Source organism: Achromobacter sp. AONIH1, assembly GCF_002902905.1.
In the GTDB taxonomy this organism is placed as follows: Bacteria; Pseudomonadota; Gammaproteobacteria; order Burkholderiales; family Burkholderiaceae_B; genus Achromobacter.
The window spans coordinates 4,180,378-4,202,304 of the sequence record NZ_CP026124.1 but is presented as its reverse complement, the minus strand read 5'-3'; the positions used below and the strand labels follow the sequence as shown (position 1 = coordinate 4,202,304).

Here is a 21,927-nt window from a genome sequence, read left to right as displayed (position 1 = left end):
AATTCATCGTTTTTTCGCTGATCCATAAATTTATTTATGTCATATCTGCTCTATCTGCGCAGCTTCGTCAGCGTCTACCGGCATAGCTCGATCTCGCGCGCCGCGTCCGCGCTGTCGCTGACCCAACCCGCCGTGTCGCGCCATGTGAAGCTGCTGGAGGGGCGCCTGGGCGCGACGCTGTTCACCCGGCTGCCTCGCGGGCTGGCGCCCACGCCGGCGGCGGTCGAGCTGGAGCGGCAAGCCGGACCGCACCTGGACGCGCTGGAGGGCATGCTGGACGCGCGGGGCGCAGGCGGCGCGCTGGCCGGCGTCGCGCATGTCGGCGCCACCAGCGGCTTCATCGCGCTGCTGCTGCCGGCGTTGGCCGGCCTGCATCGGCGTGGCCTGCGCGTGGACCTGCGCGCCATGCCGCCGCCCGCCCTGCTGTCGGCGCTGGCCGAGCGCGTGATCGACGTGGCGGTGACGCCGGCGCGGATTCCGCACAAGGGCGTGGAATACCAGCTGCTGCATGAGTGCCCGCAACGGCTGGTGTGCGCGCCGCAGTGGAGCGGCAGGCTGCCGAAAAGCGCCGCGCCCCGGGGCCTGCCGCTGATCGACCAGCAAGGCCCCGCCGCGCCGCTGACGCCCTACTGGAAGCAGGTCTACGCGCTCGATCCCGAAGCGCCGGCGCTGGTCCTGCCCGACTATCAGACCGCGCTGGACGCGGCCCGCGCCGGCGCCGGACTGGCCGTGGCGCCTGAATGCCTGTGCCGCGACGCCTTGCGGGCCGGGCAGCTGGTCGCCGCGCCGCAGGCCCGGCGTCCGCCGTCTTTCGCCCTGTACGCCGCGCGCGCCAAGGGACCGCTGTCCGAGCGCGCGCGTTACTGCCTGGAACGATTGACCGAGGCGGCGGCGCGCTGGTAGCGCGGCCCCGCCGGTCAGCCCAGCTCCGCCACGTCGTTCTGCTCCACCGCCCGGCAGCGCCAGCCCAGCTCGTCCTTGATGCGCAGGCGCAGCGCGTCGGCGGCGCCGGGCTCGCCATGCACGATGAAGGTTTCCCGGGGCGCGCGCTCGAACCCGCGCAGCCAGCGCAGGATCTCGTCGGCATCCGCGTGCGCCGACAGCATCGGCAGGCTGTCGATCTCGGCGCGCACGGGCACATAGCCGCCATGGATCTTGACCGTGGCGGCGCCGTCCAGCATCGCCGCGCCGCGCGTGCCCTCGGCCTGGAAACCGGCGAACAGCACCGTGCTGCGCGGATCGGGCAGGTAGTGCTTCAGATGATGGATCACGCGCCCGCCGGTGGCCATGCCGCTGGCCGACACGATGATCTTGGGCATGGGCGAGCTGTCCAGCGCCTTGGACTGTTCCACCTCGGTCACATAGGTCGCCACGCCGAACGCCGCCCGCGCGTCGGCCGCCGACAGGCGTTGGTCGCCGGCGTGCCGAAGATAGACATCGACGGCGCCGCTGGCCATCGGGCTGTCCAGGAACACCGGCAGGTCGCGGGCGATGCGCCCCGCCTGCTTGAGTTGCCAGATGTAGTAGAGCAGCGCCTGCGCGCGCCCCACCGCGAACGCGGGTATCACCACGGTGCCGCCGCGCCTGACCGTGCGCGTGATGACGGCTTCCAACGCGTCGGCCGCCTGCTCCGCGCTGTGCTTGCGGTTGCCATAGGTGGACTCGACGATCAGATGATCGGCTTGCGCCACCCCGCCAGGCGGCGGCATCAACGGATCGCCGTAGCGGCCCAGGTCGCCGGAAAACACCAGGCGTCCGCCGGGATGGCGGATCTGGACGATGGCGGCGCCCAGGATATGGCCGGCCGGGGTCAGCTGGACGCCGCAACCGCCCGGCAGGTCCGTAGCCGTGTCGAAGTCGACCGGCCGCAAGGCCGCGATCGCGCGCTGCGCGTCGGCGACGGTGTAGAGCGGCAGCGCCGGCTGGTGACGGGACAGTCCGTGCCGGTTCAGGTAGTCGGCGTCGGCTTCCTGCAGATGGGCGCTATCCAGCAACAGCAGGCGGCACAGGTCCAGCGTGGCGGGCGAGCAAAGAATCGGTCCCCGAAATCCATCCCGCACCAGCCTGGGCAGGTAGCCGGAATGGTCCAGGTGCGCGTGCGACAACACCACCGCGTCGATATCCGCCGGCGGCACGGGAAACGGCGCCCAGTTGCGCAGCCGCAGCGGCTTCACGCCCTGGAACAGGCCGCAATCGAGCAGGATGCGGCGTCCGCCGGCTTCCAGCAGGTGACGCGAGCCGGTCACCGTGCCGGCGGCGCCCAGGAAACGCAGGGTCGGAGAGATGGGCATGGATCCTCCTTTGAGCGGCTTCCAGCTTCGCATGCGCAGGCCGCGCGCGGCGGGCCGGGCGAACCGGCGCTTGACCTAGATCAAGATGCGCGGATCCGGCGGGATCAACATGGAAACAACCGGCGCGTGCACACAGCGTACGCCCCCTTCCCCCGGGAGAACAAGCATGCTAGCGAGCGAACTCATGACCAAGCAACCATATTGCGTCAGCGCCCGGACGCCCGTCTCCCAGATCATGCGGGCCATGGTGGACCTGGACATCAGCGCCGTCATGGTGATCGGCGACGACGGCACGCTCATCGGGCTGGTCAGCGAAGGCGATCTGGTGCGACGCCAGGACAGCGTGCACCAGAAAAAGCTGGACCATTGGCTGGCCCAGCTGGCCGAGGGAGAGGCGCTGAACCTGGAGTTCCTGCACAGCCTGCAGCTGGGCGAACGCGCCGCCGCGTCCGTGATGAGCAGTCCCGTCATCACGGTGGACGAGTCGGCGCCGCTGGCGCGCATCGCCGACCTGCTGCTCAAGCATGCCATCAAGCGCGTTCCGGTCACGCGCGAAGGCCGGCTGGTGGGCGTGGTCAGCCGCCGCGACATCCTGCGCGCGCTGCTGGCCCAGGAAGGCCAGGACCACCCCGCCCGCTCGGAGGCCCTATGAACCGCATCGGCATCGTTTTCTATTCCCGCAGCGGCACCGGCCGCGTCGTGGCCGACCGCCTGGCGGAGCTGACCCGCTGGCCGGTACACGAAGTGCGCGACGCCGCGCCCAGGATCGGGCTGTACGGCGACCTGCGCTGCATTGTGGACAGCGTGTTCAAGCGCAAGCCGGCCTTCCGCTATGCCGGGCCGTCCCTGGACTCCTACGACCACGTCGTCCTGATCACGCCGGTGTGGCTGCGCTCGCTGGCGGCGCCCATGCGGGCCTTCCTGGACACCGAGCGTCCGCTGCTGCCCGCCTACTCGGTCATCTGCGTGATGTCGGGCTATGGCGGATTTCGCGCGGTGGACGATATCGCCACCGTGACCGGCGCCAGGCCCCGTTCCATCCTGCTGCTCAAGCAATACGATGTGCTGGCCGGCGAAAGCGACGCGGCCCTGTGCCGCTTCAAGCGGCAGATCCTGACGGCCGGCCAGGCCAGCGACTGGGCGGATCCGGTCTTGCCGGCGGTCGACTGAGCGCGGCGGCCCCGGACAGGCCGTCCGCGCGCACGAAAACAGGGACGCGGGCAAGTCGGCCGTTTGGCGCAATGCATCGCGCCTGTGGCGCGGCCCGCGCGGATGTGCTGCAATCCTTCAATACCCGCGCCGGGCCGGCGCCCGCACATCCCGATCTCCGCCCATGAAGCCTATGGCCAACGCGCCACCGCTTCTCGACATCATCCAGTCCGCCACGGAACCCATCATCACGGTCGACGCGCAGCAGCGCATCGTGATGTTCAACTCCGCGGCGGAGCGCGTTTTTCTCTGCAAGGCGGACCGCGCCATCGGCGCCAGTCTCGACATCCTGATCCCGGCGCGCTTTCGCGACATCCACGCCCGGCACGTCGACCGCTTCCGCGAAACGGGCGTGTCCGAGCGGAAAATGGGGTTGGGCTCCCCGCTGTGGGGCCTGCGCGCCAACGGGGAAGAATTTCCCATGGAAGCGTCGATCTCGCAGACGCACAGCGCGGCGGGCGTGTTCCTCTCCATCTTCCTGCGCGACATCACTGAACGCGAGCGGGTTTCCCAGGCGCTGCTGGCCTCGCGCGACGAGCTGACTCGCCTGTCCAACGCTCTGCTGCATGTGCGCGAGCAGGAAAAAAAGCACATCGCCCGGGAACTGCACGACGACCTGGGCCAGAGCCTGACCGCCCTGACCATGGAACTGGCCGAGCTGGAAACCCGGCTGCCTCCCGACGACGCCGAACTGCGCGGCCGGGTGGAAGCCATCCGTCACCTGACCGGCCTGACCTTCACCTCGTTGCGGCGCATCGCCGCCGACCTGCGGCCCATCATGCTCGACGATCTCGGACTGGCGGCGGCGGTGGAATGGCTGGTGTCGAACTTCGTCTCGCGCTACGGCATCGACACCGACGCCCAGATCGAGGTCGACCAGGGCGAACCGTCCAAGCTGGTGGCGACCGCCCTGTTCCGCACGGTCCAGGAAGCGCTGACCAATATCGCCAAGCACGCGCAGGCCACGAAGGTGCGGGTGCAGCTGTCCTGCAGCGCCACGCTGTGCACGCTGGTGGTGCAGGACAACGGCGTAGGCGCCACGCCGGCCAGCCTGGCCCGCAAGCTGCCGCACGCGCTGGGCCTGCAGGGCATCCGGGAACGGGTCAGGCTGCTGCATGGCGATGTCAGCATCAGCACGCCGCGCAATGGCGGCTTCCGCCTGAAGGCGGCCTTGCCGGCGCAACCGCCACAGCCGGCCCTGCCACACTGGGAGGACACATGATCGCGGTCCTGCTGGCGGACGACCACACGCTGGTGCGTGAAGGCCTGTGCCGACTGCTGGAGCGGGCCGGCGGCATCGCGGTGCAGGGCCAGGCCAGCAACGGCGGCGAGGCGCTGCGCCTGCTGGCCCAGCGCCCCTGGGACCTGCTGGTGCTGGACATGTCGATGCCGGGCCGCGACGGCGTGGACCTGATCCGCCAGATCCGGCGCGACCATCCCGCGGTGCCGATCCTGGTGCTGACCATGCACGGCGAACAGCAATACGCCGTGCAGGCCATCAAGGCCGGCGCCGCCGGCTACCTGACCAAGGACTGCGCGGCCGCGCAGCTGGAGCAGGCCGTGCGCAAGGTAGCGGCCGGCGGCCGTTACCTGAGCCCCTCGATCGCCGAAAGCATCGCCTTCGAACGGCACGGAGACAGCAACGCCGAGCCGCATCTGCTGCTGTCCGACCGCGAATCCGCCGTGTTCCGGCACCTGGCCCGCGGGCTGAAAAACGCCGACATCGGCAAGCTGCTGTGCCTGAGCGTCAAGACGATCAGCACCTACAAGAGCAGGATCCTCGTCAAGATGCGCCTGCGCAACCAGGCCGACCTGATCCGCTACGCGCTCAAGCATCGCCTGATCGATGCGGACGACGACGCCGGGAACTGAACCGCGCGGACGCTGGCGCCATGTAGGACTTTTCCTACAGGCGTAGGCCGGTTTCCCCGAAAACCAGCGCCAAGCGCCGATAGCGCCGGCCCCGCGCAACGCGCATACTTTTTCCATGCCCCGACAGGCTCAGCGGCCTGCGCGCCCCGGAGAGATGCCACCATGGACATGCCCACATCCGCCCTGCCGATCGCCGCGCCCACGGGCGCCCCGCTGGGACGCCACGAGTGCGAATCCTGTCCCATGGCGCGCGTCTGCCATCCGGCCTGCGCCGAGCCCGCCATGGCGCAGGGCGAGCGCGGCCGGCGCCTGCTGCGGCGCGGCGAGGCCCTGTTTCGCGCCGGCGACGCCCTGCAGTATCTGTATCAGTTGCGCGCCGGCTCCCTGAAGATCCGCGTCACCAATCACGCCGGGCTGGAACAGATCACCGCGTTTCCGGCCTCTGGCGCCCTGCTCGGGCTCGACGCCATCGAAAGCGGCTTCCATGCCTGCGACGCCATCGCGCTGGAAGATTCCCTGCTATGCGCCCTGCCCTATGCCCAGCTGGTCGCCAACTGCGGACTGGACCCGCTGGCCGCGCGCCAGTTCCACCGCCTGATCGCGCACGACATCAACCATTGCCAGCGACTGTTGCTGACGCTGGGCCGCATGAGCACCGACGAGCGCATCGCCAGCTTCCTGGTCGAGACCTCCGAGCAGATGGCCGCGCATGGCTATTCCGCGCGCGAGTTCATCCTGAAAATGACGCGCGAGGACATCGCCAACTACCTGGGCATGGAGATCGAGACGGTGAGCCGGGTGTTCTCGCGGCTGCAGGCCGCCTCCCTGCTGCAGGTCAGCAAGCGCCACCTGAAACTGCCCGACATCGACGCGCTGCGCCGCATGAGCAGCGGCTGAGCCAGGGGAACCGCCCCGCGTGGAACCCGCTAGTTGAGTTTGGTCAACATCCGCCGGCTGGGAAATCCTAAGCTGGGATCGACGAGCCGGCGCCGCCATCGCGACGCCGGCCCTGCCCCCGCTCCAGAGGACATCGCCATGCAAGTCGAATACACCCCCTACGCAGCCCTGTACAAGTACGCGCTCAACAGCCTCGTGGCCAACGCCTCGAGCTACTACGAAGCGCTACGGCAGTTGCGCACGCTGCAGCTCAAGACCGACAAGGAAATGCAGGCCTTCGCCCAGAAGGCCGCCGCCGATATCGACGGGGCCGGCTCGATGACGGCCCTGCTGGCCGTGCAGCAGCAGCTCATGACGGACCTGATGGAACGCGAACTGGCCTATTTCCGCGACCTGGAAAAAATGACCCGCGACATATCCAGCTCGGCCTCGGCCGCCCTGATCAGCGGCCAGAACCCCTGGCAGGAACGGATGGCGGAAATCGCCGAAGGCGCCGCCCGCTTCCTGGCCCAGGCCACCCCAGGCGCCGTGGCCGGCGCCGACCGTCACGCTCAAACCGCCGCGTAGCCCGCCCAGGCGGCGGCGATCATCAGCAACAGCCCGGGAATCACCTGGACCGCGTAGCGGCGGCCGCCGCTGATCACCGCGTACACCGCCTTGCTAGCCGCGTTGGCCGACAGCGCCGCCAGCACCGGCACCACCGTCTGCGCCGGGTCGATCCTGTCCGCCGCCGCCAGCGCGGCCACCGACGCCGCCGCCGCGTGCGTGTCGACCAGGCCGCCCAGCACCGCCGCCACCGTGATCCCGCGCGGCCCCAGCCAGGCGTCCAGCGCCGCCGCCGCGATCAGGGCCGCCGCCGCCACCAGCGCCAGCGTCAGCGCCGCCTGCAAGGTGAAGGGCCGTCCGGCCTGGATCGGCGCGGTCGTCTTCTGCCGCATCGCCTTGAACAGCAGCAGCAAGGCATAGGCCAGCGCGGCCGCCCCGCTGCACGCCAGCGGCAGCGCCAGGGCCTGCAAGGCCGCGGGACTGATCGCCGCCAGCACGGTGGCCATCAGCACCAGCGTGGACACCGACGACAGGACCGCGCCCGCCACCGCCGGCCCCATCAGCAGGGGCTCGGCGGCGACGCGCTGGCCCATGGTGCCGACGGTGAGCGTGCTGGAAATGAAGCCGGACGCGAAACCGGCCAGCGGCAGTCCGATGCGCGGCCCGAACAGCCGCAGCGCCACATGGCCACCCGCGCTGATCGTCATGACCAGCAGCGTGAACTTCCACAGGGTGCGCGGATTCAGCGCGTCGAACGGCCCCAGGTACGTGTCTGGCAACAGGGGCAGCACGACCAGCGCGCCCGCGGCCAGGATCAGCGCGTCGACCAGCTCGTTGCGGCTCAGCACCGTGCGCACGAAGCGGTGCAGGCGGGATCGCGCCGCCAGCAGGATCGCGACCGCGACGGCCAGGCCGGAGGCCAGCGCCGGGTCGTGCAGGCAGAGTCCGCCCAGCGCCAGCGTCAGCAGCAAGGCGGCCCGCGTGGCCATGCCCTGGCCCGCGTCCGGCGCCCGGGTCAGCAGCAGCAGGGCCAACCCCACCTCCGCCAGCCCCAGCAGCACCGGCCCGCCCAGGTGCACGGAGACCGCGCCCAGCAGCGAGGCCAGCGCGAAACTGCGTATGCCCGCGGCCGGGCGCGACAATCCTGTCCGCTTGCGCCGCTCGCGCTCCACGCCGATCAGCAGGCCGATGCCCAGCGCGACGGCGAATGGAAGTGGACTCTGCATGTTCATGTGCCCGCGATGACGAGGTGCCGGCGGCGTCGCCGGGATTCCCATTGTCCCCCCGAGGCGGCCCCCGCGGCTATCGGTTATGCGGGCGACTCCGATGGCGGCGTCCGGACCGCGATTTATTGACGGCCGTCAACATGGCCCGCGCCCGCCGAACTACCGTAAAGCAATCCCCGTCTCCTGGAGCACACGCATGTACCAACGCATTCTCGTACCCGTCGACGGCAGCCCCACGTCCGACCGCGGCCTGCAGGAAGCCATCCGCCTGGCCCGGCTCACGCATGGCGAGCTGCGTCTGATCCATGTGATCGACGAACTCTCGTTCGCCCTGGGCATAGACAGCTATGGCTACTATGCCGGCGAGCTGCTGGACCTGCTGCGCAAGGACGGCGCGGCGATCCTCCAGCACGCCGCCGACACGGCGCGCGAGCACGGCGTCACCGTGGACAGCGTGCTTTATGAAAACCTGGAGAAAACGGTGCAGCAGCGCGTCATCGCCGAAGCCGAAATGTGGAAGGCCGATCTCATCGTGATCGGCACGCACGGCCGGCGAGGCGTCAGCCGCCTGGTGCTGGGCAGCAGCGCCGAGAACATCCTGCGCAGCGCGCCCGTTCCCGTGCTGCTGGTGCGTTCGTCGGACCACGCCGCCTGATCCCGGGCCCGGGACGCCGGCCTGCCCGGATGCGGCGGCGCGTCATCGCCGTGCCGGCGCCGCGGCCTGTTGCGCCAGGTACTGCGTCACCGCCGCCTGGTCCCCCGCGAACACGATGCGCGAGGCCTTCTGCTGGCGCTGGTAGACATACATGGGATCGTAGTATTCCGACAGCAGGCCCTCGATCCAGCCCAGGTGACCAGCCACGCCCAGGCCCAGCGCCTGGCCGCGCAGCGCCTCGTCCATGATGGCCGCCAGGCGCTTGTGGCGCTCGCCGCCCAGTCGCCTGGCGATGTTGTCCAGGCTCTGGCGCAGGCGTTGCGCGAACAGGGCCTGGCCCTGCTCGGCGCCGTGGGCCGCCACGAACTCGGCGCCCAGGTCGATCACGTAGTCGCGCAGGATGCGCTGCTTGCGATTCTCCAGGCTGTCCTCCAGCCACACCAGGCCATGGCGCTGCATGCCCTGGTACAGCGCGGGCGGCAGGCTGCAGCTGCCCACGGCCTGGCCTTCGTCCTCGACCACGAAGCGCGCGTGTCCGGCGGCGCGTTTTCTCAGGATGTCGATCGCCAGCGCATTGTCGAAATTGATCTGCGTGGGCTGGCCGCTCACGCGCTTGCCGAAGCTGGAGCCGCGATGATTGGCGTGCCCTTCCAGGTCCAGCGCATCGTCCAGCCGGCGCAGCACCTCGGTCTTGCCGGTGCCGGTCATGCCGCCCAGCACCAGGAAATCGCATTCGGCGATGGCCCGGTCCAGCGTGTCCAGCAGGAAGCCGCGCATGGCCTTGTAGCCGCCGGTCACGCGCGGATAGGCGATGCCGGCCTCGTCGCGCAGCCATTGCTGCACGATCTGCGAACGCAGGCCGCCCCGGAAGCAATACAGGTAGCCGTCCGGATGCGCCTTCGCGAACGCGGCCCAGGCGTCGAGACGGGCCGCCTTGACGGCGCCGCCGACCAGCCGGTGCCCCAGCTCGATGGCGGCCTGCTGGCCGCGCTGCTTGTAGCAGATGCCGACCAGCTCGCGCTCTTCGTCGGTCATCAGCGGCAGATTCACCACGCCGGGAAACGCGCCCTTGGCGAACTCGACGGGCGCGCGGGCGTCCATCATGGGCACGTTGTCGAGGAAGAGATCGCGGTAGTTGCTGGTGTCTGCGCGCATGGCCGTCAAACCGCGCGCGACGATGCGGGCGGACAGGGAAACCAGGGGATTCTAAACCAGACGCCCGACCCGCCCTTGCGCCGCGCCAGCCTGAGCGTGGCCGGCCCGCAACCGCCGCGCGCGCGGCCGCTCAAGCCTCGTAGCGCTTGCCCGCCGCCAGCAGTTCCGGCGTGCCGATCATCGCGTTCAGGCCGTCGAAGTCCAGCATGCGGTCGCGCCAGGGCGTCGTGCTGCCGTGCTGGCGCAGGCTGCCGTAGTAGCCCGCCAGCGTGTGGGCCACCGCGCGCGCCGTGCCGCCCGGAAAGATGACGATGCCGAATCCCAGCGCGGCCAGCTCCTGCGCGCCCTGCACCGGCGTCTTGCCGCCCTCGACCATGTTGGCCAGCAGCGGCGCGCGGCCGGCGAAGCGTCCGCAGGCCGCCCGCATCTGCTCGCCGCTGCGCAGGGCCTCGATGAACAAGGCGTCCGCGCCGGCTTCCAGATAGCGCTCGGCCCGTTCCAGCGCCGCGTCCAGCCCTTCCGAGGCCAGCGCGTCGGTACGCGCCAGGATCAGAGTCTCGCGCGATTGGCGCGCGTCCACGGCGGCGCGCAGCTTGCCGCACATCTCGGCGGCCGGCACCACGGACTTGCCGTCCAGGTGGCCGCAGCGCTTGGGAAAGGTCTGGTCCTCCAGCTGGATCATGGCCGCGCCGGCCCGCTCCAGGCCGCGCACGGTGCGCTGCACGTTCAGTGCATTGCCGAAACCGGTGTCGGCGTCGACGATGATGCGCGCCCGGACCCGTTCGGCGATGCGCGCCAGCGTGTCCTCGACCTCGCTGTACGTGGTCAGGCCCACGTCGGAACGGCCCAGCCGCGTATAGGCGATGGACGCGCCGGACAGGTACAGGGCCTGGAAACCGGCCTGCTCGGCGGCCAGCGCCGACAAGGCGTCGTACACGCCGGGCGCGAGGACCGGGCCCTGGGCCAGCTGCTTACTCAAGGTGTTCATGCCTGGATGCCTCCATGAACGTGGATGCCTGTATGAAAGTCATGCGCATGCCTGTGGCCGCGCGACGCTACGGAGTCGGCTCATCGGCCAGCGCCGTGCCCGCGATCCCGGCGGCCGTCGCCGCGGCGATATGGCCGCCCGCGATGGCGCTGAGCAGGCCGTTGCCCGACAGATAGCCCGCCACATCGTTGCCCGACACGCCGCGCGCCGCGCCGCCCGCCGCCAGCAGATTCGGGAACAGGCCGCCGTCCGCCCGCCGCACGCGGCAGCGGGCGTCGATGTCGAGGCCGCCCTGGGTATGGAACAGCGCGCCGGTGACCTTGACCGCGTGATATGGCGCGGACAAGGCGCGCGTGAAACGGCGTCCGTGGACGTCCCGTGCATCCCTGGCTACCGACCGCAGCGTGTCGGCCAGCGCCCGCGCATCGCAGCCGATCAGCGCGGCCAGCGCCGGCACGTCGTCGGCGCTGCGCAGCGCGCCCGCCGCGCGCGCTGCCTGGAAATCGGGAAAGTCGCGCACCAGCGCCAGCGCCTGGTCGTCGAACACGTTCCAGGCCACGCCATCCGGCTGCGCCAGCACGCGCACGGCCGCTTCCGAATAGCCCTGGGTCTCGTCGTGAAAGCGCCGGCCCAGCCGATTGACCTGCACGCCGCCATCCATGATCACGGCCCAGGACACCAGCGCGCCCTGCGGCGTGGCCCAGGAGCCGTGCCCCTGATAGGCGCCCATATCGGCCAGGCCCGCGCCCAGCTCCCGCCCCCAGCGCACCGCGCTGCCATCGTTGCCGGCGTGGCCGCCATAGACCGCGTCCGCCATGGCTGGCAGATGCTCGCGCACCATGGCGGCGTTGCCGCCGAAGCCGTTACAGGCCAGGATCAGCGCATCGCAGCCGATGGATTCACGCGTGCCGTCCGGTCGTTCGCAGATCACGGCCGTGATCCGGCCCTGGCCGTCATGCCGCAGCTCGCGCGCCAGTGTGCGCGTCAGCACCAGCGCGCCCGCGTCCGCCGCCGCCTGTCCCAGCGCGGCCATCAGCGCCTGGCCCGAGCGCTGGCGCAGCGTGTGCATGCGGCGGGCGCGATGACCGGGGTACAGGAAGCCGTCCAGCAGCTCGAAGCGCAGCCCGGCCTGTTCCAGCGCGTCGATGGCGGCCGGCGCGGCCCGGGCATAGGCTTGCACCAGATGCGCGGCGGCGGCGCCGCCGCTCTTTGCCAGGATGTCGGCGGCGAAGTCGTCCACGCTGTCCGCCACGCCGGCGGCGCGCTGCACGCGCGTACCCGCCGCCGGAATGAAGCCGGACGACAGCGCGGTGGACCCGGCCGGCACGGCGTCACGCTCGATCACCACGCATTCCACGCCCGACCGCGCCAGCCGGATGGCGGCGGTCAGGCCGCAGGCGCCGCCGCCGATGATGAGCACGGGCAGCGACAGTTCCGGCGCGGGCTGCGCGTCCGGTCCGTTCATCGGACGATTCCCGCGATGAAGTCCTCGCAGGCGCGCAGGTCCGCCACGCTGCGCAGATCGGCCAGCGCGGCGTTGTGCAACGCCGGCGTCGGCGCGGCGCAGCCGTCAGCCAGCACGGTGACGTGGTAATCCCGCATGTGCGCGTCGCGCGCCGTGCTGGCCACGCCGCCGTTGGTCACGATGCCGCAGATGGCCACGTGCTCGATGCCGGCACGCCGCAGCACCCAGTCCAGCTGCGTATTGAAGAAAGCCGAATAGGCGACCTTCCAGACGGCCACGTCGACCAGGCCGTCCAGCTCGGCCACGCAGGCATGGCCCGGGCCGCCGGCTGCGAAATCGCCGCGCCGCAGGAAAGGCCGCAGCCGGCGCAGGTGTGGCGAGATCATGGGTTCGCCGGCCGCGTCGGGCCACAGCGTGAACTGGCTGGCGGCGACGAAGCCGCCGGCGGCCTTCAGGGCGCGCGCCACCGGCGCCACCCGGGCGGCAGCGCGCGCGCCTCGGCCGAGACGGCGCCGCCACGATCATAGGCGCCGCCGGGCGCGAGGAAGTCGTTCTGCAGGTCGATGACGATCAAGGCGGTGGATCGGGCGTCGGACATGGTGTGCTCCTGTTTCATCGCCGGACCGTTCCGGGATGGAAGACGCCGCCCCCGCAGGGGCGCCGGGCATCGTGTGTAGGCGTCATGGCTGGCGGCGGATCAGCAGATTGCCCAGGCGGTCCACGCGGCCGGTGAAGCCGGGCTCGATCCAGATCGTGGTGTCGGGCTGTTCCAGGATGGCCGGGCCGGCCACTTCCGCGTCGACGGGCAGCGCCAACCGTTCGTAACGCGCCGCGTCCCACCATTGCCCGCCGTGGTAGACGGCCTGCGTGCCCAGCACGGCCGGCATCGCCCCGGCGGTGGGCGCGAGCACCGCCAGATCGAACTTGGGCCGCATGCCGATGCGCGCATAGCGCAGGTTCAGCACGCGCACCGGCATGCCGTCCAGGCTGCGGCCATAGGCGCGACGGTAGGCGGCCTCGAAAGCGGCGGCGATGCCGGTGCGCGTCAGCGCCTGGCGCTCGACCGGCACGTTCACCGTATGGCTCTGGCCGGCGTACAGCATGTCCAGCTCGATGCGCTCGCGCACGCCCTCGAAGGCCACGCCGGCCGAGTCCAGCCGTTGCTGGCAGCTGTCGGCCAGGGCCTGTACGCGGCGCGCCAGATCGGCCTCGTCCAGGCCCGCCAGCGTGGTGTTCAGCGTCTGCACGCTGTCGTGGCGCATATCGGCCATGACGCAACCCAGCGCCGAGGTCACGCCCGGAAAGCGCGGCACGATGCCCTGCAGGCAGCCGACCTCGCGCATCAGCGCGCAGACGTGCAGCGCGCCGCCGCCACCGAAGGGCATGTAGGCGAACTTGCGCGGATCGTGGCCGCGCTCGATCGACACCACGCGGATCGCGCCGGCCATCTTGGCGTTGGCCACCGTGAGGATGGCCTCGGCCGCCGCCTGCGGGTCCAGGCCCAGCGGCCGGCCCACGTGCTCGTCGATGGCCGCGCGCGCGCGTTCGGCATCCAGCCGCGCCAGCAGTCCGCCGCCCAGCGGCCGGTCGGCCGCGATGCGGCCGAGCAGCACATTGGCGTCGGTGACGGTGGGCCGTGTGTTGCCCCGGCCATAGCAGGCCGGCCCGGGATTGCTGCCGGCCGATTCCGGACCGACCTGCAGCAGGCCGCCGGCATCCACGCTGGCGATCGAACCGCCGCCCGCGCCGATGGTCTCGATCTGTATCATCGGCGCGCGCACCACCATGCCGAACTCGATCGCGGTCTGCGCCGCCAGCGAGACCTCGCCGCCCGCCACCAGCGACACGTCGAAGGACGTGCCGCCCATGTCGCCCGTGACCACGTCCGGCAGGCCGGCGGCGCGCGCGATGGCGGCGCAGGCGATGACGCCGGCCGCCGGACCGGACAGCGCCGTGCGCACCGGCACGTCGCAGGCGGTTTCGCGAGACATCACGCCGCCATTGCTCTGCACCACCAGCAGCTCGCCGTCGAAGCCGTGGCCACGCAGGTCCTGTTGCAGCCGGGTCAGGTAGCTGCCCACCACCGGTTGCAGGGCGGCGTTGAGCGTGGCCGTGGAGCAGCGCTCGAACTCGCGGATCTCGGGCAACACCTCGGTCGCGGCGGTGACGTGGCCGTTGGGCCAGATCTCGCGCACCCGCGCCACCGCGCGGGCCTCGTTGGCCGGATTGGCGTAGGCATTGACGAAGAACACGCAGACCGCCTCGCAGCCGCGCACCAGCAGCTCGCGCGCCGCCGCCTCGACCTGGTCCAGGTTGACCTCGGTGTGGATCGCGCCGTCGGCTAGCACCCGCTCGTCGACCTCCAGCCGCAGGTCGCGCGGCACCACGGGTTCGTAGCCGCCGCGCAGGCCCCAGGTCTGCGGCCGGTCGCGCCGGCGCATCTCCAGCACGTCGCGAAAGCCCGCCGTCGTGATGATGCCGGTGCGCGCCACCTTGCGTTCCAGCAGCGCATTGGTGCCGACGGTGGTGCCGTGCACGATGGTGGCGATGGCGCCCGCGCCCTCGGCCGCGCGGCCGATGCCATTCATGAAGCCGCGCGCTTCCTCGCCGCGCGTGGACGGCACCTTGATCACGCGCGCCTCGCCGGTGTGCTCATCGAGCACGAACAGGTCCGTGAACGTGCCGCCCACGTCCACGCCCACCACCAGGGATTGTTGCGTCGTCGCCATCGTCATGCCCTTCCCTTTTCCTGCGCGGCGGCCGCGCCGCTCACATAGCCCATATCGCGGTCGCGCCGGCGCGCCGCCTCGCTGCGCTGCGCCGGCGGTCCGTAGCCGCCGCCGCCCGGCGTTTCCAGCCGCACGCGTTCGCCGCGCTTGAGCGCGATGCCCAGCATCTTCGAGGTCATGGGCGGCGCCAGCCACTGCCCGTCCTGCTGATAGCGGAACACGTTCGATGCCGCCGGCTCGCCGCCGGCCACGCCCTTGGGGCTGCTGCGGCCGCGCTCGCCGAAGATGAAGGCCTCGGCGCTGTCTTCCAGCAATTCGATTTCGTAGATGGCGCCCAGGCCGCCGCGATGCCTGCCGTCGCCGGCCGAGTCGGGCCGCAGCGCCCATTGCGTGAAGCGCACCGGATAAGCGGCCTCCAGGATCTCCAGCGGCGGAATCGTCGCCGTGGAGATCGGCGCGTTGCCGTGGCTCAGGCCGTCGCCGGCGCTATGGCCGCCGTGGCCGCCGCCGAAGAAACTGAACATGACCCAGCGCTGCCCCTTGCGCGCCGCGTCGCTGCGGTAGCCGGCGATGGACAGCGCGTTGATGGTGCCGTAGGCCTGGGCCGGCGCGCGCTCGGGCGCGGCCTGGGCCACGGCGCAGAAGATCACGTCGATCATGCGCAGGATGGTCTCGGTATAGCCGCCCACCGGGCGCGGCCGTTCCGCCGAGATCAAGAGGCCGTCGGGCAGCGTCACCGTCACCGCGTCCAGCACGCCGGCATTGGCCGGCACGTCCGGGAACACGTGCTTGAGCGCCACGTAGCAGGCGGCCACGGCGGTGGCGCGCGAGATATTGACCGGGCCGGCGCAGGCCGGCGAGGTCTCCGAAAAATCCAGTTCCAGCCGTTCACCGCTCACGCGCAGCCGCAGGGCGATGGTCAGCTCGGCGTCCTTGACGCCGTCGTTGTCCAGCGTGTCGCGATAGCGGTACTCGCCGTCCGGCAGGCTGGCCACGTGGTCCAGCATCAGGCGCCGGGCGCGCTGGCGCAGCGTGTCCAGCGCGGCCCGCACGGTGTCGTCGCCATACTCCTGCAACAGGTCGTCGAGCCGGCCCGCGCCCAGTTCCAGCGCGGCCAGCTGGCCGTTCAGGTCGCCCCACAGGCTGTCGGGCAGGCGCGAATTGGCCTTCAGGATGGCCAGCACGTCCTCGTCCAGCTCGCCGCCGCGCACCATGCGCACCGGCGGGATCTGCACCGCCTCCTGCCAGCACTCGGTCGCGGCCGGGTTGTAGTTGCCGGGCACCGCGCCGCCGACGTCATGCCAGTGCGCGGCCGAGGCCAGGTAGCAATACAGCTCGCCGCCCCGGAACACCGGGCGCACCAGCTTGAAGTCGTTGGCGTGGGTGCCGCCGTCGTAGGGATCGTTCAGGATCCAGACGTCGCCATCCCGCATGCCGCCGCGCCCCTGGGCGGCGCGGGCGGCGGCCTGGACCGCGAATGACATGGCGCCCACGAACACCGGCAGGCCGGACTTGCCCTGCACCAGCGTGGCGCCGCTGGCGGCGTCGTACAGGCCGTGGCAGGCGTCGTGCGCCTCGGCGATGATGGGATTGAAGGCGCTGCGGTACAGGGTCGCGTCCATTTCATCGGCGATCTGTTCCAGCCGGCCGTTGAGCACGGCCAGGGTGACGGGGTCTAGCATGATGGCAGTTCCGGTTCGTCAGGATTCGGTGGCATTGCCCGGAGCCTGGCCGGCCTGTGGCCGCGCTCCTTTTTGCAGCGCCTTCAGTTGATTGAGCAGGCCGCCGGCCCGCACCATGTCCAGCAGGAAGTCCGGCAGCGGCTCGCAGGCCAGCGCCTCGCCGTCCCGGCGATGGATGCGGCCGGCGTCCGGGTCCAGGCTGACGCGTTCGCCCTCGACCAGCCGGGCGGCATGCGGGCAGGTCAGCAGCAGCAGGCCGACGTTGAAGGCGTTGCGGAAGTACAGGCCGTTATAGGACGGCGCCACCACCGCCGCCACGCCCAGCCGGACCAGGGCGGCGGCGGCCTGTTCGCGCGAGGAGCCGATGCCGAAGTTGGGCCCGGCCACCAGCACGTCGCCGGGCCGCACGCCGGCGGCGAAGTCTGGCCGCACGCGCTGCAGGCAATGGCGCGCGATCTCGTCGATGCCGAACTTCATGTAGGCGCCCGGGGCGAGCGCGTCGGTGTCGATATCTGCGCCTACCCGCCAGACGCGGCCGTGCTGGTTCATTGCAGCACCTCCCTGGGATCGATGATGCGGCCCGTGGCCGCCGCGGCGGCCACGCTGTAGGGCGAGGCCAGGTAGACCTGAGCGGTCTCGGAACCCATGCGGCCCTTGAAATTGCGCGCCGTGGTCGAGATCACCGTGGCGCCGTCGGGAATCGAGCCGCCGTAGCCGGCGCAGGCGCCGCAGGACGTGGGCAGCAGCTGCGCGCCCGCCTCCAGCAGCGTCTGCAGCACGCCCTCGCGCTCGGCATCGCTCTGGTCGCGCAGGCTGGCGGGCGCCACCATCAGCTTGACGCCCGCCGCCACGCGGCGGCCGCGCAGCACGGCGGCTGCGGCGCGCAGGTCGTCCAGCTTGGCGCCGGTGCAGGCGCCGATATAGGCCGCCTGCACCGCCACGCCAGCATGGACGCTCACATCCGCCGCATTGGCGGGGCTGTGCGGGGCGGCCACCTGCGGCGCCAGCGCGGCGGCGTCGAAATCGTGCCACTCGGCGTCGGCGTCGGGGTCGCTCTGCCAGTGCGCGATATCGAGCGGTCCCCGCACGCCGGCCTCGCGCAGCCAGGCCTCGGTGGTGGCGTCGGGCGCCACCAGGCCGACCTGCGAGCCCAGCTCGGCGCTCATGTTGGACAGCGTCATGCGCTCCTGCATGGACAGCGCGCGCACCGCCTCGCCGCAGAACTCCACGGCCTGATAGCGGCCGCCATTCATGCCCAGGCGGCCTATCATGCGCAGCATCATGTCCTTGGCGGTCACGCCCGCGCCCAGCCGGCCGTTCCAGCGCATCATCAGCGTGCGCGGCACGCGCACCCAGATGCCGCCGGTGACGGCCACGCCCAGCATCTCGGTGCTGCCGATGCCGAACATGTAGGCGCCGAAGGCGCCGCCGGTGGGTGAATGCGAATCGCCGCCGACGCAGAACATGCCGGGCCGCAGATGCCCGCCCTGCGGCAGCACCACGTGGCAGATGCCCTGGCTGTCGTAGACATTGGGCAATCGCTCGCGCACGGCCCATTCCCGCGCGATGCGCACGATGCGGCGCGATTCCTCGTCGGACTCGGGCACGTAGTGGTCGATCACCAGCACCACCCTGGCGGGATCCCACAGTCGGGCGCCGACTTCGCGCAACATCGGTTCCAGGCGGCGCGGGCCGCTGGAATCATGGAACATGGCCAGGTCGACGCGGCAGGTGACGATCTCGCCCTCGGCCACCGTTTCGCGCCCGCAGGCGGCGGCGATCAGCTTCTGGGCCAGGGTCTGCGGTACGGCATCCCCGCCCTCGCCCGCCCGGACCACGGCGCGCAAGGCGGCGGAAGGACTGACAGGATCCATGGCTACATCCCCAGATAGGCGCGGCGCACGTCGTCGCTGGCCATCAGTTCGGCGCAGGATCCGCTGTGGCGGATCGCGCCCTCTTCCAGCACATAGGCGCGCTGCCCGGTTTCCAGCGACTGGCCCACGTTCTGCTCGACCAGCAGGATGGACAGCCCGGCGCGGTGCAGGCGGGCGATCAGCGCGAACAGTTCCTCGACCATCAGCGGCGACAGCCCGAGCGAGGGTTCGTCCAGGATCAGCAGCCTGGGCTCGGCCATCAGGCCCCGGCCGATGGCCAGCATCTGCTGTTCGCCGCCGGACATGGAGCCGGCCAGCTGGCCCAGGCGCTCGCGCAACCGGGGAAAGGTGTCCAGCACCTGTTCCAGATTGGCCGCGCGCCGGGCGCGCGCCCGCGCATAGGAGCCCAGCTCCAGGTTCTCGCGCACGCTCAGGTTGGGAAACACGCGCCGCCCCTCCGGCACCTGGATCAGGCCGGCGCGCACCACGTCGCGGTAGTGGCGGCCGGTCAGGTCCGAGCCGTCGAAGCGCACGCGGCCGCCCCAGGGCCGGAGCAGTCCGCACAGGGTATTGTTGAGCGTGGACTTGCCCGCGCCGTTGCTGCCCAGCAGCACCACGATCTCGCCCTGGCCCACGCTCAGGTCCACGCCGCGCAGCACTTCCGTGCGGCCGTAGCCGGCCCGCAGGCCCTGCACTTCCAGCAAGCCGCTCATCGTCCCGCCTCCGCCCGTCCCGCGCCGCCCTGCCCGGCCAGGCGCGCGGCCGCGCCATGCCCCAGGTAGGCTTCCACCACCGCCGCGTCGCGCGTCACCTGCGCCGGCGTGCCCTGGGCGATGAGCCGGCCCTGCGCCAGCACCCAGACCTGCGCGGCCAGGCTCATGACCGCGCGCATCACGTGCTCGATCATCAGCACGGTCACGCCATCCGCCGCCAGCTGGCGCACCACGGGAATCATCTCGTCGATCTCGGCCGGGTTCAGCCCCGCCAGCACCTCGTCCAGCAACAGCAACCGGGGCCGGGTGGCCAGCGCGCGCGCCAGCTCCAGGCGCTTGCGCCCGCACACGGTCAGGTCGGCGGCGGGCTTGTCCAGCTGCGCGCCCAGGTTGACGCGGCGCGCGATGGCCTCGGCGGCCGCCAGCGCGTCGGCCCGCCCCGGCAGGCGCAGGTGCGCGCCGACGGCGATGTTCTCGCGCACCGTCTGCGCGCCGAAGGGCTGCACGATCTGGAAGGTGCGCGCCATGCCCAGGCGCGCGGCGCGCTGCGGCGCCATGCCGGTGATGTCCCGGCCGTCGAACAGCACCTTGCCCTGGTCCGGGCGCAGAAAACCCGACAGCAGTCCGAACAGCGTGGTCTTGCCCGCGCCGTTGGGACCGACCAGCGCGCTGATGCTGCCGGCCGGCACCGCCAGGCTGACGTCCTGCACGGCCTTCAGGCCGCCGAAGCTGATGGATAGCGCCTGTGCTTGCAGCAGCATGTCATTTCTCCAGCGCGCGGCGCGCGGGCCGCTTGAACAGCCGCGCCGCCGACTGGCCGCAGCCGCTGATGCCGCGCGGCGCGAAGGTCACGATCAGGATCAGCACCACGCCGTAGATCACCATGCTGATGCCGGGCAGCTCGCCGAACAGGTTGCGCGTCAGGTCGGCCAGCGCGTGCAGCGCCAGCGCGCCCAGCACCGGCCCCCAAAGCGTGCCCATGCCGCCGACGATGGCGCCCACCAGCGCCTCGACCGACACGGCCGGACCGAAGGCGATGGCCGGATCGATGTACTGAAACACCTGCACATAGAAGGCGCCGGCCGCGCTCATGAAGGCCGCCGACAACGCGATGCCGCCCAGCTTCACGCGCAGCGGATCGACGCCGATGGCGCGCGCCGCGTCCTCGTTGTCGCGCACGGCCTGCAGATAGGCGCCGAAGCGCGAGCGGCGCAGCCAGGCCGTGACGGCCAGCGCCAGCAGCACGAAGGCCAGGATCAGGTAGATGTAGCCATGGCGGCTGGGGAACTGCATGTTGGTCGCGACTTCGCGCAAGGGCAGCATCAGGCCCACGCCGCCGCCGGTGAAGGACACGCTGGTCGCCACGATGCGCAGCACCTCGGCGAAGGCCAGCGTGACCAGCGCGAAGTAGGAGCCGCGCAGTCCGTAGCGGAACGTCAGCCCGCCCACGGCCAGCCCCGCCGCCATGCCCAGCGCGATCGCACAGGGCAAGGCCAGCCAGGGATTCCAGCCCAGCGACAGCTGGCCCAGCGCCTGGGCATAGGCGCCCACGCCGAAGAACAGCGCATGGCCGAAGGACAGCTGGCCGCCGTAACCGCCCAGGATGTTCCAGGCCTGCGACAGCAGCGCCGCGTACAGCGACATCATGATGAAGGTCAGCAGCACGCCCGACTGCGTGAACCCGGTGATGGCCAGCACCGCCAGGCCGAAGGCCAGGATGGCGCAGGCGTCCTTGACGCTCGTGTTCATGCTTTCCCCCCGAACAGCCCCTGCGGGCGGAACAGCAACACCAGGATGAAGATGGCGAAGATGCCCATCTGGCCCAGCGAGTCGCCCAGGAACAGGCCGCCCAGCGACTCGACCACGCCGATCAGCAGCCCGCCGGCCAATGCGCCGGCGAAGCTGCCCATGCCGCCCAGCACCACGATGGTGAAGGCCACCAGCACGAAGCCGCCGCCGACCTGCGGATTGACGTAGTACGCCGGCAGCAGGAAACAGGCGGCCGCGCCCAGGCAGGCCATGCCGATGCCGAACGACAGCGCGTAGACCCGTTCCACGTCGATGCCCATGAGCCGGGCGCCCTGCTTCTCGCGCGCCACCGCGCGGATGGCGCGCCCCAGGTCCGTGCCCCGGATCAGCCACAGCAGGCAGGCGGCCACGGCCAGCGCGCCGCCGAATGCGATCAGCTTGGGCAGCGCGATCAGCGCAGGCCCGATCTCGACCGTCGACAGCGCATAGGGCGTGTCGATGCTGCGCGTATCGGACTTGAACCAGACCAGCGCGAGGTTCTCCAGCACGATGGACAGTCCCAGCGTGACCAGCAGGATGTTCTCGTCCTTGCCATGGCTGGCGCGGTTGATCACCAGCCGCTGCAACAGGTAGCCCAGCGCGAACATGCCCGCCATCACCAGCGGCAGCGCCGCGTAGGGATCCAGGCCCAGCCGCTGGTTGAGCAGATAGACCGCGTACAGCGCCACCATCAGCGCCGCGCCATGGGCGAAGTTGATGATGTGCAGCACGCCGTAGATCAGGGTCAGGCCCAGCGCCACCAGCGCGTACACGGCGCCGGTGGTCAGGCCGTTGAGCACGGCGCTGAAGAGGATGGCGGGATCCAGCGGCATCGCG

At 71.1% G+C, this 21,927-nt stretch carries 21 protein-coding genes and 1 pseudogene; 8 read left to right on the top strand and 14 right to left on the bottom strand.

Annotated features, from left to right (window positions below; all coding sequences use genetic code 11):
• Positions 1 to 36 precede the first annotated feature (36 nt).
• A complete protein-coding gene (locus C2U31_RS19340) occupies positions 37 to 903 on the top strand; it encodes a LysR family transcriptional regulator (protein ID WP_103274258.1) in 867 nt (288 codons plus the stop codon).
• A gap of 14 nt (positions 904 to 917) precedes the next feature.
• Here the strand turns inward: C2U31_RS19340 and C2U31_RS19335 are convergent, their stop codons facing one another.
• Complete coding sequence (locus C2U31_RS19335) at positions 918 to 2,291, bottom strand: MBL fold metallo-hydrolase RNA specificity domain-containing protein (protein WP_103274257.1); 1,374 nt, start codon at positions 2,289 to 2,291, stop codon at positions 918 to 920.
• A gap of 184 nt (positions 2,292 to 2,475) precedes the next feature.
• Between C2U31_RS19335 and C2U31_RS19330 the strand changes: the two genes are divergently transcribed.
• From C2U31_RS19330 to C2U31_RS19305, 6 genes are all read left to right on the top strand, one after another.
• Positions 2,476 to 2,943: a CBS domain-containing protein gene (locus C2U31_RS19330; protein ID WP_233772421.1), complete on the top strand. Its 468-nt coding sequence runs from the start codon at positions 2,476 to 2,478 to the stop codon at positions 2,941 to 2,943.
• Positions 2,940 to 3,461, top strand: coding sequence for a flavodoxin family protein (locus tag C2U31_RS19325; protein WP_103274255.1), 522 nt, complete (start codon positions 2,940 to 2,942; stop codon positions 3,459 to 3,461). Before C2U31_RS19330 ends, C2U31_RS19325 begins: the two co-directional genes overlap by 4 nt.
• A 163-nt stretch (positions 3,462 to 3,624) precedes the next feature.
• Positions 3,625 to 4,722 (top strand): PAS domain-containing sensor histidine kinase, encoded by a 1,098-nt coding sequence (locus C2U31_RS19320; protein ID WP_103274254.1) that lies wholly within the window; start codon positions 3,625 to 3,627, stop codon positions 4,720 to 4,722.
• Positions 4,719 to 5,372 carry a response regulator transcription factor gene (locus C2U31_RS19315; protein WP_103274253.1) on the top strand — a complete coding sequence of 218 codons (654 nt, stop codon included), beginning with the start codon at positions 4,719 to 4,721 and terminating at the stop codon, positions 5,370 to 5,372. The genes C2U31_RS19320 and C2U31_RS19315 overlap by 4 nt, the downstream gene beginning before the upstream one ends.
• Positions 5,373 to 5,534: 162 nt before the next feature.
• Positions 5,535 to 6,269 carry a helix-turn-helix domain-containing protein gene (locus C2U31_RS19310; RefSeq protein ID WP_103274252.1) on the top strand — a complete coding sequence of 245 codons (735 nt, stop codon included), beginning with the start codon at positions 5,535 to 5,537 and terminating at the stop codon, positions 6,267 to 6,269.
• 138 nt (positions 6,270 to 6,407) lie between these two features.
• Positions 6,408 to 6,836, top strand: a complete 429-nt coding sequence (locus tag C2U31_RS19305) for a hypothetical protein (RefSeq protein ID WP_103274251.1) — start codon at positions 6,408 to 6,410, stop codon at positions 6,834 to 6,836.
• Here C2U31_RS19305 and C2U31_RS19300 read toward each other — a convergent pair.
• Positions 6,821 to 8,041 carry an MgtC/SapB family protein gene (locus C2U31_RS19300; protein ID WP_199770852.1) on the bottom strand — a complete coding sequence of 407 codons (1,221 nt, stop codon included), beginning with the start codon at positions 8,039 to 8,041 and terminating at the stop codon, positions 6,821 to 6,823. The genes C2U31_RS19305 and C2U31_RS19300 overlap by 16 nt on opposite strands.
• A gap of 196 nt (positions 8,042 to 8,237) precedes the next feature.
• Here C2U31_RS19300 and C2U31_RS19295 point away from each other — a divergent pair, with 196 nt between their 5' ends.
• Positions 8,238 to 8,696, top strand: a complete 459-nt coding sequence (locus C2U31_RS19295; protein ID WP_103274249.1) for a universal stress protein — start codon at positions 8,238 to 8,240, stop codon at positions 8,694 to 8,696.
• 42 nt (positions 8,697 to 8,738) lie between these two features.
• Here C2U31_RS19295 and mnmH read toward each other — a convergent pair whose 3' ends face one another.
• The 12 genes and pseudogenes from mnmH to C2U31_RS19235 all read right to left on the bottom strand — a co-directional run bounded on the left by mnmH (position 8,739) and on the right by C2U31_RS19235 (position 21,923).
• Entirely contained in the window at positions 8,739 to 9,851 is a 1,113-nt protein-coding gene (gene mnmH, locus C2U31_RS19290; protein WP_103274248.1) for a tRNA 2-selenouridine(34) synthase MnmH, read from the bottom strand.
• 130 nt (positions 9,852 to 9,981) lie between these two features.
• Complete coding sequence (locus C2U31_RS19285; RefSeq protein WP_103274247.1) at positions 9,982 to 10,839, bottom strand: oxaloacetate decarboxylase; 858 nt, start codon at positions 10,837 to 10,839, stop codon at positions 9,982 to 9,984.
• A gap of 67 nt (positions 10,840 to 10,906) precedes the next feature.
• A complete protein-coding gene (locus C2U31_RS19280) occupies positions 10,907 to 12,304 on the bottom strand; it encodes an FAD-dependent oxidoreductase (protein ID WP_103274246.1) in 1,398 nt (465 codons plus the stop codon).
• Positions 12,301 to 12,920, bottom strand: a pseudogene (locus C2U31_RS19275) (cysteine hydrolase family protein). Before C2U31_RS19275 ends, C2U31_RS19280 begins: the two are co-directional and overlap by 4 nt.
• A 64-nt stretch (positions 12,921 to 12,984) precedes the next feature.
• The gene (locus C2U31_RS19270; RefSeq protein WP_103274245.1) at positions 12,985 to 15,033 is read right to left on the bottom strand and encodes a hydantoinase/oxoprolinase family protein; all 2,049 of its coding nucleotides are present in this window, start codon (positions 15,031 to 15,033) and stop codon (positions 12,985 to 12,987) included.
• Positions 15,034 to 15,035: 2 nt separating this feature from the next.
• A complete protein-coding gene (locus C2U31_RS19265) occupies positions 15,036 to 16,715 on the bottom strand; it encodes a hydantoinase B/oxoprolinase family protein (RefSeq protein WP_103274244.1) in 1,680 nt (559 codons plus the stop codon).
• Between the two features lie 18 nt (positions 16,716 to 16,733).
• Positions 16,734 to 17,264, bottom strand: coding sequence for a 3-isopropylmalate dehydratase (locus tag C2U31_RS19260; RefSeq protein WP_103274243.1), 531 nt, complete (start codon positions 17,262 to 17,264; stop codon positions 16,734 to 16,736).
• Positions 17,261 to 18,589, bottom strand: coding sequence for a 3-isopropylmalate dehydratase large subunit (locus tag C2U31_RS19255; RefSeq protein WP_103274242.1), 1,329 nt, complete (start codon positions 18,587 to 18,589; stop codon positions 17,261 to 17,263). Before C2U31_RS19255 ends, C2U31_RS19260 begins: the two co-directional genes overlap by 4 nt.
• Positions 18,590 to 18,591: 2 nt before the next feature.
• A complete protein-coding gene (locus C2U31_RS19250) occupies positions 18,592 to 19,302 on the bottom strand; it encodes an ABC transporter ATP-binding protein (protein ID WP_103274241.1) in 711 nt (236 codons plus the stop codon).
• Positions 19,299 to 20,063, bottom strand: a complete 765-nt coding sequence (locus C2U31_RS19245; RefSeq protein WP_103274240.1) for an ABC transporter ATP-binding protein — start codon at positions 20,061 to 20,063, stop codon at positions 19,299 to 19,301. The genes C2U31_RS19250 and C2U31_RS19245 overlap by 4 nt, the downstream gene beginning before the upstream one ends.
• Position 20,064: 1 nt before the next feature.
• Positions 20,065 to 21,051 (bottom strand): branched-chain amino acid ABC transporter permease, encoded by a 987-nt coding sequence (locus tag C2U31_RS19240; RefSeq protein WP_103274239.1) that lies wholly within the window; start codon positions 21,049 to 21,051, stop codon positions 20,065 to 20,067.
• A complete protein-coding gene (locus C2U31_RS19235; protein WP_103274238.1) occupies positions 21,048 to 21,923 on the bottom strand; it encodes a branched-chain amino acid ABC transporter permease in 876 nt (291 codons plus the stop codon). The genes C2U31_RS19240 and C2U31_RS19235 overlap by 4 nt, the downstream gene beginning before the upstream one ends.
• Positions 21,924 to 21,927: the final 4 nt, after the last annotated feature.